At 70.7% G+C, this 13,249-nt stretch carries 14 protein-coding genes; 2 read left to right on the top strand and 12 right to left on the bottom strand.

The annotated features are described in order from the left end of the window. Positions 1-22: 22 nt before the first annotated feature. The 6 genes from AB0K21_RS18870 to AB0K21_RS18845 form a co-directional block, all read right to left on the bottom strand. Positions 23-355, bottom strand: a complete 333-nt coding sequence (locus AB0K21_RS18870) for a transposase (protein WP_343972318.1) — start codon at positions 353-355, stop codon at positions 23-25. 70 nt (positions 356-425) lie between these two features. Next, on the bottom strand, positions 426-2,300 hold the full coding sequence (locus tag AB0K21_RS18865) for an ABC transporter ATP-binding protein (RefSeq protein ID WP_343972315.1): 1,875 nt from the start codon (positions 2,298-2,300) through the stop codon (positions 426-428). Positions 2,301-2,532: 232 nt separating this feature from the next. Beyond that, positions 2,533-3,336 carry an enoyl-CoA hydratase/isomerase family protein gene (locus tag AB0K21_RS18860; protein WP_343972312.1) on the bottom strand — a complete coding sequence of 268 codons (804 nt, stop codon included), beginning with the start codon at positions 3,334-3,336 and terminating at the stop codon, positions 2,533-2,535. A 135-nt stretch (positions 3,337-3,471) separates the two neighbouring features. Next, a complete protein-coding gene (locus AB0K21_RS18855; protein ID WP_030904785.1) occupies positions 3,472-3,687 on the bottom strand; it encodes a helix-turn-helix domain-containing protein in 216 nt (71 codons plus the stop codon). A 114-nt stretch (positions 3,688-3,801) separates the two neighbouring features. Further along, complete coding sequence (locus AB0K21_RS18850) at positions 3,802-5,400, bottom strand: ABC-F family ATP-binding cassette domain-containing protein (RefSeq protein ID WP_343972296.1); 1,599 nt, start codon at positions 5,398-5,400, stop codon at positions 3,802-3,804. A gap of 176 nt (positions 5,401-5,576) precedes the next feature. Next, positions 5,577-6,233 carry an acVLRF1 family peptidyl-tRNA hydrolase gene (locus AB0K21_RS18845; RefSeq protein WP_364151423.1) on the bottom strand — a complete coding sequence of 219 codons (657 nt, stop codon included), beginning with the start codon at positions 6,231-6,233 and terminating at the stop codon, positions 5,577-5,579. Between the two features lie 131 nt (positions 6,234-6,364). Here AB0K21_RS18845 and AB0K21_RS18840 point away from each other — a divergent pair, with 131 nt between their 5' ends. Next, complete coding sequence (locus AB0K21_RS18840; protein ID WP_364151420.1) at positions 6,365-7,468, top strand: EAL domain-containing protein; 1,104 nt, start codon at positions 6,365-6,367, stop codon at positions 7,466-7,468. A gap of 210 nt (positions 7,469-7,678) precedes the next feature. After that, positions 7,679-8,521 (top strand): siderophore-interacting protein, encoded by an 843-nt coding sequence (locus AB0K21_RS18835; protein ID WP_343972286.1) that lies wholly within the window; start codon positions 7,679-7,681, stop codon positions 8,519-8,521. A gap of 7 nt (positions 8,522-8,528) precedes the next feature. Here the strand turns inward: AB0K21_RS18835 and AB0K21_RS18830 are convergent, their stop codons facing one another. The 6 genes from AB0K21_RS18830 to AB0K21_RS18805 form a co-directional block, all read right to left on the bottom strand. After that, positions 8,529-9,134 carry a response regulator transcription factor gene (locus AB0K21_RS18830; RefSeq protein ID WP_364151416.1) on the bottom strand — a complete coding sequence of 202 codons (606 nt, stop codon included), beginning with the start codon at positions 9,132-9,134 and terminating at the stop codon, positions 8,529-8,531. Further along, positions 9,131-10,288 carry a sensor histidine kinase gene (locus tag AB0K21_RS18825; protein WP_364151413.1) on the bottom strand — a complete coding sequence of 386 codons (1,158 nt, stop codon included), beginning with the start codon at positions 10,286-10,288 and terminating at the stop codon, positions 9,131-9,133. The genes AB0K21_RS18830 and AB0K21_RS18825 overlap by 4 nt, the downstream gene beginning before the upstream one ends. Next, positions 10,285-11,019, bottom strand: coding sequence for an ABC transporter permease (locus AB0K21_RS18820; RefSeq protein ID WP_343972277.1), 735 nt, complete (start codon positions 11,017-11,019; stop codon positions 10,285-10,287). Before AB0K21_RS18820 ends, AB0K21_RS18825 begins: the two co-directional genes overlap by 4 nt. Further along, positions 11,019-11,903 carry an ABC transporter ATP-binding protein gene (locus AB0K21_RS18815; RefSeq protein WP_343972274.1) on the bottom strand — a complete coding sequence of 295 codons (885 nt, stop codon included), beginning with the start codon at positions 11,901-11,903 and terminating at the stop codon, positions 11,019-11,021. The genes AB0K21_RS18820 and AB0K21_RS18815 overlap by 1 nt, the downstream gene beginning before the upstream one ends. A 103-nt stretch (positions 11,904-12,006) precedes the next feature. Then, on the bottom strand, positions 12,007-12,852 hold the full coding sequence (hisG, locus tag AB0K21_RS18810; protein ID WP_343972271.1) for an ATP phosphoribosyltransferase: 846 nt from the start codon (positions 12,850-12,852) through the stop codon (positions 12,007-12,009). Positions 12,853-12,912: 60 nt separating this feature from the next. Next, on the bottom strand, positions 12,913-13,176 hold the full coding sequence (locus AB0K21_RS18805; protein ID WP_030904803.1) for a phosphoribosyl-ATP diphosphatase: 264 nt from the start codon (positions 13,174-13,176) through the stop codon (positions 12,913-12,915). Positions 13,177-13,249: the final 73 nt, after the last annotated feature.

The following is a 13,249-nucleotide window of genomic DNA, read 5'->3' as shown; positions in this document are numbered from 1 at the left end:
CGCGTTCTCCTCCGTCAACCGCTCACCAGTTGGCGACCTCGAACCTCGCACCTGGACGGATGTCCCCGGGCGGGGCCGGCCGCCGGACGGGGGCGCCCGGCAGCGCCTCCAGGATCGTCTCCCAGGTGCCGTCCTGGCACCAGCGGCGGTGCCGGTTGTAGACCGTCTTCCACTTGCCGTAGGCCTCGGGCAGCTTCCGCCAGGGGCAGCCGGTCCTGGTCCGGAAGAACACTCCGTCGATGATCGTGCGGTGATCGGCCCACCGGTTCCCCTGCCTGGCGTGAGCGGGCAGTAACGGCGCCAGCCGTGTCCACTCGTCGTCGGTCAGGTCATCACGTCTAAGCCGGTCTTCCACGCCCCCATGATCTACACCATTCACGCTGGAAGAGCCACTCGAAGGCGCGCCGCCGGCGCCGCGGACGAAGTCAGGACGCCTGACTGAACTGAGTCCGGTAGAGCTCGGCGTAGACCGCCCCCCTGCTCAGCAGTTCCTCGTGCCGGCCCCGCTCGACGATCTGGCCGTCCTGGACCACCAGGATCTGGTCGGCCTCGCGGATCGTGGACAACCGGTGGGCGATGACCAGCGAGGTGCGCCCGGCCAGCGCGATCTTCAGCGCCTGCTGGACGGCGGCTTCGGACTCGGAGTCCAGATGCGCGGTGGCCTCGTCGAGGACGACCACCCGGGGCGCCTTGAGCAGCAACCTCGCCAGGGCCAGCCGCTGCTTCTCACCACCGGACAGCCGGTGGCCCCGGTCGCCCACCACGGTCTCCAGCCCCTCGGGCAGGTCCAGCACCAACTCGGCGATCTGGGCGGCCCGCAGCGCCTCCCAGATCTCCTCCTCGCTCGCCCCGGGCCTGGCGTAGCGGAGGTTGGCCCCGATGGTGTCGTGGAACAGGTGGGCGTCCTGCATGACGACCCCCACGGTGTCGCGCAGCGAGGCCAGGGTGGCCTCGCGCACGTCCAGGCCGTTGATCCGCACCGCGCCCTCGCTGACGTCGTAGAGGCGCGAGACCAGGCCCGTGATGGTGGTCTTTCCCGCTCCCGAGGGGCCGACCAGGGCGACCATCTGGCCGGGGCGGGCGGTGAAGGTGACGCCGCGCAGCACCTCGTGGCCCGGCCCGGTGTCGGGGCGGGCCACCGCCTCCAGCGAGGCCAGCGACACCTCCGAGGCCGTGGGGTACCTGAACCGGACGTCGTCGAACTCCACCGAGACCGGCCCCTCGGGAAGGGGCTCGGCGTCGGGCCGCTCGGCGACCATGGGCCGCAGGTCGAGCACCTCGAAGACCCGGTCGAAGCTGACCAGCGCGGTCATCACGTCCACGTGCACGTTCGACAGGCTCGTCAGCGGGCCGTACAGGCGCATCAGGAGGGCGGCGAGGGCCACCAGGGTGCCGAGTTCGAAGACGCCGGAGACGGCCAGCAGGCCGCCCAGGCCGTACACCAGGGCGGTGGCCAGCGCCGCCACCAGGCCGAGCGCGACCCGAAAGACCGTCCCGTACATGCCCACGGTGACGCCGACGTCGCGCACCCGCCCCGCCTTGCCACCGAAGGAGGCGGCCTCGTCGGCCGGGCGGCCGTACAGCTTGGCGACCATCGCACCGGCGACGTTGAACCGCTCGGTCATCATGGAGCTCATCTCGGCGTCGAGCTGCATCTGCTCACGGGTGAGCCCGGACATCTTCCTGCCGACCCACTTGGCGGGGAAGACGAAGATCGGCAACAGCACGAGGGCGACGAGGGTGATCTGCCAGGAGAGCACCAGCATGGCGCCGAGAACCAGCACCAGCATGACCACGTTGGCCACGACCGACGACAGCGTGCTGGTCAGGGCGCGCTGGGCGCCGATGACGTCGGTGTTGAGCCGGGAGACCAGGGCACCGGTCTGGGTGCGGGTGAAGAAGGCCACCGGCATCCGCTGGACGTGGTCGAAGACCTCGGTGCGCAGGTTGTAGATGAGACCCTCGCCGATCCGCGCGGAGAACCAGCGCTGGGCCAGGGTGAGCACCGCGTCCGCGACCGCCAGGCCCGCGATGACCAGCGCGAGGGCGATCACCACCCCCTGACGCCTGGCGGCGATGCCGTCGTCGATGATCGCCTTCATCAGCAGCGGGTTGGCGATCACGATGACCGAGCCGACCACGACCAGCGCGAGGAAGGCGGCGATATGCCGCGAGAAGGGTCTGGCGTAGCGGGCGATGCGCCGGATCGTGCCCGGTGTCAGACGCTCCTTGGTCACCGAGCTGTCCCGCCGGAGCGAACGCATCATCTGGGGACCGAAGCCCCCACCCATCATCGCCATCTGGCCTCCTCTCCCGATGCGAGCACCGGGAGAGGCGCGCCCATTCCCTCGTCAGCTTGAGGCGAACATCGCCGGCCCGCCCGAGACAAGGGCGGCTTCCCGCCTCTCCCCGCCGACACAGGCGGCGGCCGGGCCCCGGCCGTTTCGCAGCCGGGAGCCGCGACGGGGCGGCGACTCACCCGCCCGGCGGTCTCCTCGCCGAACATGACGGGCCGCCTGGAAGCTCGATGACCTACCCGAAAAGCGCCTTGATGCGCGCCTCCTGTTCGCGCGCCTCGGCCGCGGCCTGCTCCTCCAGCGTGCGCCCCGAAGCCCCCTGGAGCAGCCGCTTGGTCGCCGTCGCGGCGTCACGGTTGGTCGCCAGCAGCGCGGCGGTCAGGTCGCGCACGGCCTCCGTCAGCTCCCCCGGTGCGACGACCAGTTCGGCCAGGCCGATCCTGGCCGCCTCCTGCGCCCCCACGACGCGGGCGGTCAGACAGATCTCGATGGCCCGGGACAGGCCCACCAGCTCGACCAGCGGCTTGGTGCCGGTCAGGTCGGGAACCAGCCCGAGGGCCGGCTCCTTCATGCACAGTTTGGCGTCGTCCGCCAGGACCCGCAGGTCACAGGCGAGCGCCAGCTGGAACCCCGCACCGACCGCGTGGCCCTGCACGGCCGCCACGGAGACGATGTCGGGACGTCTCAGCCAGAGAAAACCCCGCTGGGCAGCCGCCACCCGATCGACGAAAGTCGTCTCGTCGAGTGTCGCCAGGGACGTGAACGCCCCTTGCCCTGGCACCCCCTCCGGGGTGAACATCCTCAGATCGATCCCCGCCGAGAAGGACGGCCCCTCACCTCTGATCACGACGACCCTCACCTGCTGCGGCAGGTTGTCACCGATATGAGCCAGAGCCGACCAGGTAGCGAACGTCTGAGCGTTCCGCTTCTCCGGACGGTCCAGCGTGATCGTCGCGATCTCGCCGTCCACCTCGTAGCGCAGACCGACCTCCTTCAGAGAGATCTCCTCCGCACTCCCCCCGAACGCCACTTCCACCATCGCCCGTTCTCCCACCTTCCGTCTCCGCCTCGCCCGAGCCTATCGACTCTCCAGAATGAGGTTCTATAGGCCCGGGCGGGAACGGCTTCGGCGTGTGGGGGACGAGCGGCTGCGGTCGCGCGTTCCGAGGCGGAGTCAGCGCTTGGACTTGCCCCGGGTGGCGCCACCGCGCCCGCGCAGAGTCACACCGGACTCGCTCAGGATGCGGTGGATGAACCCGTACGACCTGCCGGTCGAAGCGGCCAGAGCACGGATGCTTTCACCCGCGCTGTAGCGCTTCTTGAGATCGGAGGCCAGTTTTTCACGGTCGGCCCCGGTAACCCGGGTGCCCTTCTTGAGAGTCTCGGCCACGAGTACCTCCTGTAGTGCCAGACTTCCGCAGCGTTACACACGCCATGATCAGTCATTTCAGCGAGATCGGCTACCTACTCCACGGGAAAAGATCCGTACCCGCTCAAATTAAGATCAGGCAAGTGCCACAAGATCGGAAAATTCGTCGCTCCATGCGTCTTCAACTCCGTCAGGTAGCAAGATCACCCTATCGGGTCGTAGAGCCTCTACAGCACCCTCATCATGCGTGACGAGCACAATCGCCCCAGAATAGGACTTCAGTGCCGAAAGAACCTGTTCCCGGCTGGCCGGATCGAGGTTGTTCGTGGGCTCGTCGAGGAGGAGGACATTGGCCGCCGACAGCACCAGCGTGGCCAGCGCCAGCCGCGTCTTCTCGCCGCCCGACAGCACCCCCGCGGGCTTGTCCACGTCGTCGCCGGTGAACAGGAACGAGCCCAGAACCTTGCGCAACTCCACATCGGGGAGTTCTCCCCCGGCAGAGCGCATGTTCTCCAGCACGCTGCGGCCGGGGTCGATCGTCTCGTGCTCCTGCGCGTAGTAGCCCAGCTTGAGCCCATGGCCGGCCTTGACCGCCCCGGTGTCGGGCTCCTCGACACCCCCCAGAATGCGCAGCAGGGTGGTCTTCCCCGCGCCGTTCAGCCCCAGGATCACGACCCTGCTCCCCCTGTCCACGGCGGCGTCGACGTCCGTGAAGACCTCCAGGGAGCCGTACGACTTCGACAGCCCCTCCGCCATGATCGGGGTACGCCCGCACGGAGCCGGCTGGGGGAAGCGCAGCTTGGCGACCTTGTCGCCGCGCCGCTCCACCTCCAGGCCGGAGAGCAGGCGCTCGGCACGGCGCTGCATGTCCTGCGCGGCCTTGGCCTTGGTCGCCTTGGCCCGCATCTTGTCGGCCTGCGACATCAGGGCGGAGGCCTGCTTCTCGGCGTTGGCGCGCTCGCGCCTCCTGCGCTTCTCGTCGGTCTCCCGCTGGGCCAGATAGGCCTTCCAGCCGACGTTGTAGGTGTCGATCACCGCGCGGTTGGCGTCGAGGTGCAGGACGCGGTTTACCGTCGCTTCAAGAAGCCCCACGTCGTGGCTAATAATGATCAAGCCGCCCTGGTGAGATCGTAAAAAATCACGAAGCCACCCGATTGAGTCAGCATCTAGGTGGTTTGTCGGCTCGTCAAGAAGGAGAGTCTCTGCCCCGCTGAAGAGAATTCGAGCCAGCTCCACCCGCCTGCGCTGCCCCCCGGAGAGCGTCTCCAACGGCTGGCCGAGCACCCGGTCCGGCAACCCCAGACTGGAGGCGATGGAGGCGGCCTCCGACTCGGCGGCGTACCCGCCCAGCACGTGCAGCCGGTCCTCCAGGCGCCCGTAGGCGCGCACGGCACGGTCTCTGGTGCGATCGTCCGCCGAGGACATGCCCAACTCGGCCTCGCGCAGCTCACGCAGCACCTCGTCCAGCCCGCGGGCCGACAGGATGCGGTCGCGGGCGAGCACGTGCAGATCACCGGTGCGCGGGTCCTGCGGCAGGTAACCGACCTCCCCGCTGATGGAGACCGTGCCCGAGGCCGCCGCCCCCTCTCCCGCGAGCACCCGGGTCAGCGTGGTCTTCCCGGCCCCGTTGCGGCCGACGAGCCCGATCTTGTCGCCGGGGTTCACCCGGAACGACGCGCCCTCGATGAGCAGGCGGGCCCCGGCCCGCAGTTCGATGTCAGAAGCTACGATCATGGTTGGAGAACACTCCCAGCAGGAAATACACAGGCTCACTTCACTGTGGCCGAACCCGCCGCGCCCTGTGTCTCCCGGCTCTCGGCTCGGCCGTCTCGCCTTCATCGGGACGACGGTCAATCGGGAGTGCGCATACCGATCAGTGTACGGCGCGGCGACGACCCGGCTCTCCTGGATTACGTGGGATCGCTCACCCTGATACGGACCGCGCGGAACTGCGCGGGGGTGTCCCGCAGGACCACCAGCCTCGGATCGGGAACCGTCAGGAAGGGCTCGGCCTCCAGCGCGAAGACCGGGGCGAGCCTGCGGTCCGAGCGCAGCGCGTCGACCGCGCGCCGGTCACCGCCGAGCACGACCGCCTCCAACTCCTCCACCCGCGTCCCCAGGACGCGCAGCGCCACCTCGGCCGCCGCCTCGTGCGCCTGGTCCACCTGCTTCTCCCTGCGCCGGGCGAAGCGCCGCTGTGACCAGCCGCCCGCCGCGCTGCGCCCGTGCACCGGCCGCGAGCCGACCTTGGAGGAGAGCAGCTCCGCTCCCTGGAAGATCCCCGCCGCGTGTCCACCCAGCCGCACCAGCAGCACCCCGACCCTGCGCTCGGTGCGCACGTGGGTGACCAGACGCGCCAGCGGGCCGCCCCCGGCCTGGACGAGCGGCGGAAACGGCACCCGGCACTCGGCGACCGCGCCGTCCGCACCCTCAAGGCGTACCTCGGAGGCCGAGGCGGTCACCCGCGGCGGCCCGTGCCTGTCGACGAAACCGTCGATCCAGCGGTTCAGGCGGTCGGGTGCCACCGAGACCCAGCGGCCTCCCCCCTTGGCCGGTCGCGACGTCATGAAACGCGACACTACCGGCTGACCTCACGGAACACACGATCGCGCTGGACAAGTCCAACGGATGGCGAAATATCAGTGAACATCGCTGCGCGTTGCTTCTGCAGCGCCAAAGGAACCCCCATCCTTTGAACGTGACGACCAGAGCGCACGTCAACCCGCAGGACTCCACAGCGGCCCCCACGAGCCTCACGCCTGTCGTCGACCTCGACACCGGAGGCGTCATCGCGCTCCAGGCGGGAGGCGCGGGGCGGGGGAACATCTCCACCACGATCCAGACCGTGCACGACGCCGCCGCCGCCGGCGAGACCCTGCTCCCGCTGGTGCTGACCCTGCCGACGGCCGCGGTGATCGGCGGCACGGCCGCGCTCGCGCCGCTCCACGAGGCCCTCCGCGCGTCCGGGCGGCGTCCCCGCGAGGTGATCCTCACCGTACGGGGTGACTTCGCCCAGTTCGAGCGCCGCTCCCTGATCGTCGGCCTGGACGGCCTGCGCGCCATCGGCTACCTCCTCGCGGTGGGCGACCTGGGCACCGGGCACATCCCGCTGGACCTTCTCGCCGACGCGGCGCCGTACCTCGCGGTGATCTCCCCGGACCTGATCGCCCAGGTGCCCCGCGACCCGCGCCGCACCGCCATCGGCGAGGGGCTGGCCCGGCTCGCCAGGGAAGCGGGCGCGCACGTGCTGGCCCCCGGCGTGCGCGACGAGGCACAGCTCTCCGCGCTCCGCGGCTGGGGGGTCCGGCTCGCACAGGGTCCGCTGCTGGCCCCCGGCCCGTCCGGCCGGGTGCACGTACCACTCCCGCTCGTCGAACAGGAGCCGTCCCGCTTCACCCTCGGTCCGCGCGTCCAGGAGTTCCTGCTGCCCGCGGTGACCCTCCCCTACGAGGCCACCGCCGAAGCCGCGATCGACGCCTTCGGCGGCGAGCCGTCCATCACCAGCGTGGTCCTCGTCGACGAGTACCAGCGCCCCAGGGGCAGCCTCGACCGCAGCCGTTTCCTGCTGTCGATCTCAGGCCGGTTCGGCCACGCCCTGCACGGCAGGAAACCCGCCGGGCGGCTGGCCGACCCCGCCCGCGCGGTCCCCAGGACGACCACCGCCATCGCGGCCATGCAGGTCGCGGGCCGCGACGCCGAGCGCGTCTACGACGACCTGGTGGTCACCGACGAGGTCGGCCGCTGCATGGGCATCGTGCGGGTCTCCGACCTGATCCGCCAGGTCGCGTCCATGCGGCACTGAGGCACGGGCACCCGGAGCAGGGGTCTCCGCACCGGCGCCAGCGCCTTTACGATGTAGATTCATAACAGCGGCCGCCGGCTCCGCGACGGCGGACCGTGAGATCATCGCCGCCCCGGAAGGGGCAGATCGGGTGGCGGCCCCCATAACTCCCCTTTGGTGACGTATGGTACGAGTTAGGTTCACCTAACTTCGACTTCCCCGGAGTGACATATGGCAGACGAGAGAACCGCGCGCAAGGTGACGAGCGGCCGGGTCCAGCGGGTCGAGCGGCTCACCCCCCACATGATCCGGGTGGTGCTCGGCGGCCCGGGGCTCGCCGGTTTCCGCGCGGACGAGTACACGGACCACTACCTGAAGCTGCTGTTCGCCCCGGCGGGAGTGAGCTACCCGCAGCCGTTCGACATGGAGGCGATCCGCCGCGACCTGCCCCGCGAGCAGTGGCCCACCACCCGCACCTACACCGTCCGCCGCTGGGACGCCGACGCGGGCGAGCTGACGATCGACTTCGTCCACCACGGTGACAGCGGCCTCGCCGGACCGTGGGCCGACCGGGTCCAGCCGGGTGAGGAGATCTGTTTCTTCGGCCCCGGCGGGGCCTACGCCCCCGACCCGGAGGCCGACTGGCACCTGTTCGCGGGGGACGAGAGCGCGCTGCCGGCCATCGCCGCCTCCCTGGAACGCCTCCCCGCCGGGGCGCGGGCCTGGGCCTTCATCGAGGTCGAGGACGCCCGGGAGGAGCAGCTCCTCGACTCGCCGGGCGACGTGAAGATCGTCTGGCTGCACCGCAAGGGGGGCCCGGTCGGTGAGCGGCTCGTCCGGGCGGTCCGCGAGCTGGACTTCCCCGACGGCACCGTACACGCCTTCGTGCACGGCGAGGCGGGCTTCGTCCGCGAGCTCAGGCGCCACCTGCGCACCGAGCGCGGCGTCCCGCTGGCTCGGCTGTCCATCTCGGGCTACTGGCGCCTGGGCCGCGACGACGAGGCCTGGCGCTCCACCAAGCGCGAGTGGAACGAGCAGATCGAGGCCGAGGAGGCCGCGGCGCTCTCCTCGTGAACCCGGCTCAGAGCCAGCCCTGGGTGCGGGCGCGCTCGACGGCCTCGATGCGGTTGCGGGCGTGCGTCTTGCGGATGGCCGAGGAGAGGTAGTTGCGGACCGTACCCTCCGACAGGTGCAGGTGCGCGGCGATGTCGGCGATGCTGGCACCGCCCGAGGCGGCGACCAGGACGTCACGCTCGCGGGGCGACAGCGGGTTGGGGCCGGCACTGAGCGCGGCGGCGGCCAGGCCGGGGTCGATGACGCGCTCGCCGCCGCGGACCCGCCGGACGGCGGCGGCCAGTTCCCGGGCCGGGCTGTCCTTTACCAGGAAGGCCATCGCGCCCGCCTCCATCGCCCTGCGCAGATAGCCGGGGCGGCCGAAGGTGGTCAGGATCATGATCCGGCAGCCGGGCAGCGCCTCGCGGATCCGCGAGGCGGCGGTGATGCCGTCGTCGCCGGGCATCTCGACGTCGAGCAGCGCGACGTCCGGCCGGGTCCGCAGGGCCACCGCGAGCGCCTCCCCGGCGTCGGCGGCCTCTCCCACCACCTCGATGTCGGGCTCCAGGCCGAGGAGCGAGGCCAGGGCGCCCCGCACCATCGCCTGGTCCTCCACCAGCAGCACCCGGATCATCGAACCCCTCTCGTCGGCGGGCGGGAGGTCTCGGCGTGCGGCACCGTGACCCTGAGGGCGAAGCCGGTCGGCTGCGGCCCGGCGGACATCGTGCCGCCGGCCGCCCGCACCCGCTCGGTGAGCCCGGTCAGCCCGCTGCCCGGCCCGTACGAGGCCGCGCCGCGTCCGTCGTCCACGATCTTCAGGGCCGCGGCCTCCTCGTCCATGGTCACCTCGATCTCGCACCGGGTCGCCCGCGCGTGCCGGACGACGTTGGTGACGCCCTCCCGCACCGCCCAGCCCAGCAGTTCGTCCAGCGCGTCCGGCAGCGGGGTGCCCGCGAGCCGGATCGTCAGCCTCGTCCCGGCGGCCTCCAGGGCGGCGCGGGCACCGTCCAGCTCGCCGGAGAGGCCACGCTGGCGGTAGCCGGTGACGGCGTCGCGCACCTCGACCAGCGCCTGCCTGGCCACCGACTCGATGTCGCGGATCTCGGCCACGGTCCGCTCCGAGCCGCTCTCCGCCAACCGCCCGGCAAGCTCGCTCTTCAGCACGATCAGTGACAGGCTGTGGCCGAGCAGGTCGTGCAGGTCCCTGGCGATGCGCAGCCGCTCCTCGCTCGCGGCCAGCCGCGCCACCTCCTCCTGCGCCTGGCGGAGCCTCGCCACCAGCATCCGGGTGTTGCGCACCCCCATGAACAGGACACCGAGCGTGATGACCTGGAAGACGAGCACCAGGGTGGTGCCGGGGTCGTGCTCCTTCAGCAGGCCGATCAGCGCGACGGCGAGGCCCATCGCGAGAACACCGGCCACCGAGAGCCGGGGACGCAGCGCCATGCCGTAGACCACGGCCAGGTAGATCGGCAGGGTCAGCCAGCCTCCGCCGAAGGCCACCGCCAGACCGATCCCCAGGAGCGTGGTCACCCCCAGCAGCCAGTACGTCAGGCGGGTCGGGTCACCGAAGTTCCTCGGGCTCAGCACCGTGGCGATGTAGCAGGCGACGAAGGCGGCCAGGCCGACGCCTCCCCAGACGGCCCTGACCCCGGACACCTCGCCGGTGATGATCTCCAGGACCGGGAAGCACAGGTAGACCAGGCCGATGGAGATCCCCGACAGCCGCCGGAGGCGGGACGGGCGCTCACCCGCCCCGCCGAAGGTGAGCGCGGAGACGCGCATCATGCGCGCGCGAGTGCCCTGCGGTAGGCGAACACCGCGGCGGTGCCGAGTACCGCGGCCCAGGCCACGACGGTCAGCACGGCGGACGGCGGCGCCGCGCCGCCGGCGACGAGGTGCTGGCCGATGTCGGCGTAGGAGAAGGAGGGCATCGCGTGCACGACGCTCTGCATGGCCTCGGGCATGATCTCCACAGGGAACCACAGCCCGCCCAGGATCGCCAGCCCGAACGTGCTGATCATCGCGGCCGACTGGGCGGCGTCCGCGGGCAGCAGCGAACCGAGCAGCAGGCCGAGCGCGGCGAACGGCACGGCGCCGATCCACAGGGCCGGAATCAGCACGAGCCACTCCCCCACCGGCAGCCGGACGCCCTGGGTGAGGACCGCGGCCAGGCAGACCAGCACCATGGACGGCAGCACCAGCAGCAGCGAGGCGATCAGCTTGGTGACGATGATCGCCCAGCCGGGCAGCGGGGTGACCTGAAGCTGGCGGAGCCAGCCGGACTGCCGCTCCTGCGCCCACGGCACGGCGGTGCTCATCAGACAGGCCGCGATCGCCCCGTACGCGGCCATGGAGACCATGAGGACGACGGCGGCCCGTACCCCGCCGGAATCCGTCTGGGCGCCCCAGATGCCGGAGAAGATCAGGTAGAACACCACGGGAAAGCCCACCACGAAGATGATGTAGCGCCTGTTGCGCAGCATCCTCAGGATCTCGATCTTGACGTAGTTCGGCATCAGGGCTCCCGGGTGAGGGCGAGAAAGGCGTCTTCGAGGTCGGCGCCGATGATCCTGAGGTCGCGGATCTCCAGCGAGGTGCCCCGGTACAGGGCCGCCACGGTGGCGTCGGGGTCGGCGGTGCGCAGCGTGGCGACGTCCTGGGAGATCTCCGCGGCGGAGACGCCCGGCAGGCCGTCCAGCCCCGCGACCGGCTGCCCGCCCAGGGTGAAGCGGACGACGTGGTCGCCGATCCCCGCCTTGATCTGGGCGGCGGTGCCGTCGGCCACGACCCGCCCCCGGGTGATCACGATGACCCTGTCGGAGTTCTCGTCGGCCTCCTCCAGGTAGTGGGTGGCGAACAGGACCGTCCGGCCCTCGGCGGCGTACTCGCGAATGCTCTTCCAGAACCGCAGCCGCGACTCCACGTCCATGGCCGCGGTGGGCTCGTCCAGCACCAGCAGTTTGGGCGCGCCCGCGATGGCCAGGGCGAACCTGACCCGCTGCGCCTGCCCGCCGGACAGCTTGTCGGCACGCCGCCGCGCCAGTTCCGTGAGGTCGGCCACCCGCAGGATCTCGTCGAGACCGAGCGGCTCCGGGTAGAGCCGCCGGACGAAGTCGACCAGTTCCCTGACCGTGAGCTCACCGATGAGCTCACCGCTCTGCAGCATGGCCCCGACCTCACCCCGGGCGACGGCCGCCTCGGGGGAGCCTCCCAGGATCTCGACACGGCCCCCACCCGGGCGGATCAGGCCGAGCATCATGTTGATCGAGGTCGACTTGCCGGCCCCGTTGGGGCCGAGCAGGGCGACGGTCCGGCCCGCCTCGACGGCGAGGTTCAGGCCGTCGACGGCGAGCACGTTGCCGTAGCTCTTGCTCACGTCTGTGAGGGCGATGGCGTCCATGCCCCAACGCTAGGAGTGCCCGGCGGGAATCCTTAGTGCCGCTTCTCCGGGTTTGGAGATGACATTTGTCAGATATGCGGACACAGCCTGGCGCGGAAGCGGGTCAGATCCGGCACGCGAAGATGGCGGTCACCAGGATGGCCTTGGCGCCGATCTCCCAGAGCTGGTCCATGACCTGCTGGTGCCCCCTGCGCGGGACCATGGCCCGGACCGCGACCCAGCCCTCCCGGTGCAGCGGAGAGACCGTGGGGCCCTCCATTCCGGGGGTGAGGGCGATGGCCTCCTCGATCCGCTCGGCGCGGATGTCGTAGTCCATCATCACGTAGTCACGTGCCATCAGCACGCCCTGCAGACGGCGGACGAGCTGCTGCAGGCCCGGGGTCTCCACGGCGCCGATCCGCTTGATCAGCACGCCCTCGGAGCGGGCGATCGGCTCGCCGAACACCTCCAGGCCGATGTTGCGCAGCGTGGTACCGGTCTCCACCACGTCGGCCACGGCGTCGGCCACGCCCAGCCGGATGGCGGTCTCGACGGCGCCGTCCAGCTTGATCACCCGGGCGTCGACGCCCTGTTCGGCCAGGTAGGACTCCAGCAGGCCCGCGTAGGAGGTGGCGATGCGCCTGCCCTTGAGATCGGCGACGGAGACGAAGTCTCCCGGGTTCGCGGCGAAGCGGAAGGTGGAGCGGCCGAAGCCGAGCGGGATGATCTCCTCGACCTGCGCCCCGGAGTCGTGGAGCATGTCGCGGCCGGTGATCCCCGCATCCAGGGTGCCCTCGCCGACGTAGACGGCGATGTCCTTGGGCCGCAGGAAGAACAGCTCACAGGAGTTCTCCGGGTCGACGACCACGAGCTCCTTGCTGTCCTTGCGGGCGCGGTATCCGGCTTCCTTGAGGATCGTCTGGGCGGCCTCGGTGAGGGCGCCCTTGTTGGGTACGGCGATACGGAGCATGGCTGGGTTCCTTACGTGTGGACGGGATCTGCCTACGAACCGGGAGCCGGGCGCACCGGCTCACAGATGCTTGTAGACCTCGTCCAGTCCGATCCCCCTGGCGATCATGAGGACCTGCACGTGGTAGAGGAGCTGGGAGATCTCCTCGGCCGCCCGCTCCTTCGACTCGTGCTCGGCCGCCATCCAGCTCTCGGCGGCCTCCTCCACGACCTTCTTGCCGATGGCATGGACTCCGGCGTCCAGCGCGGCCACGGTGCCCGAGCCCGCGGGCCGGGTGCGCGCCTTGTCGGACAGCTCGGCGTACAGCTCTTCGAAGGTCTTCATGATCTCTCTCGGCGTCGTCGGATGTGCGCGTCAAGCCTAACGGGCTCACCGACCGCGGCGTGTGCGGGCCCGT

Origin of the sequence: Streptosporangium sp. NPDC049248, assembly GCF_040678965.1 — a bacterium.
GTDB lineage: Bacteria > Actinomycetota > Actinomycetes > Streptosporangiales > Streptosporangiaceae > Streptosporangium > Streptosporangium fukuiense.
Note: the sequence above shows the minus strand (reverse complement) of the source record. Positions and strands in the feature narration are given on the sequence as shown.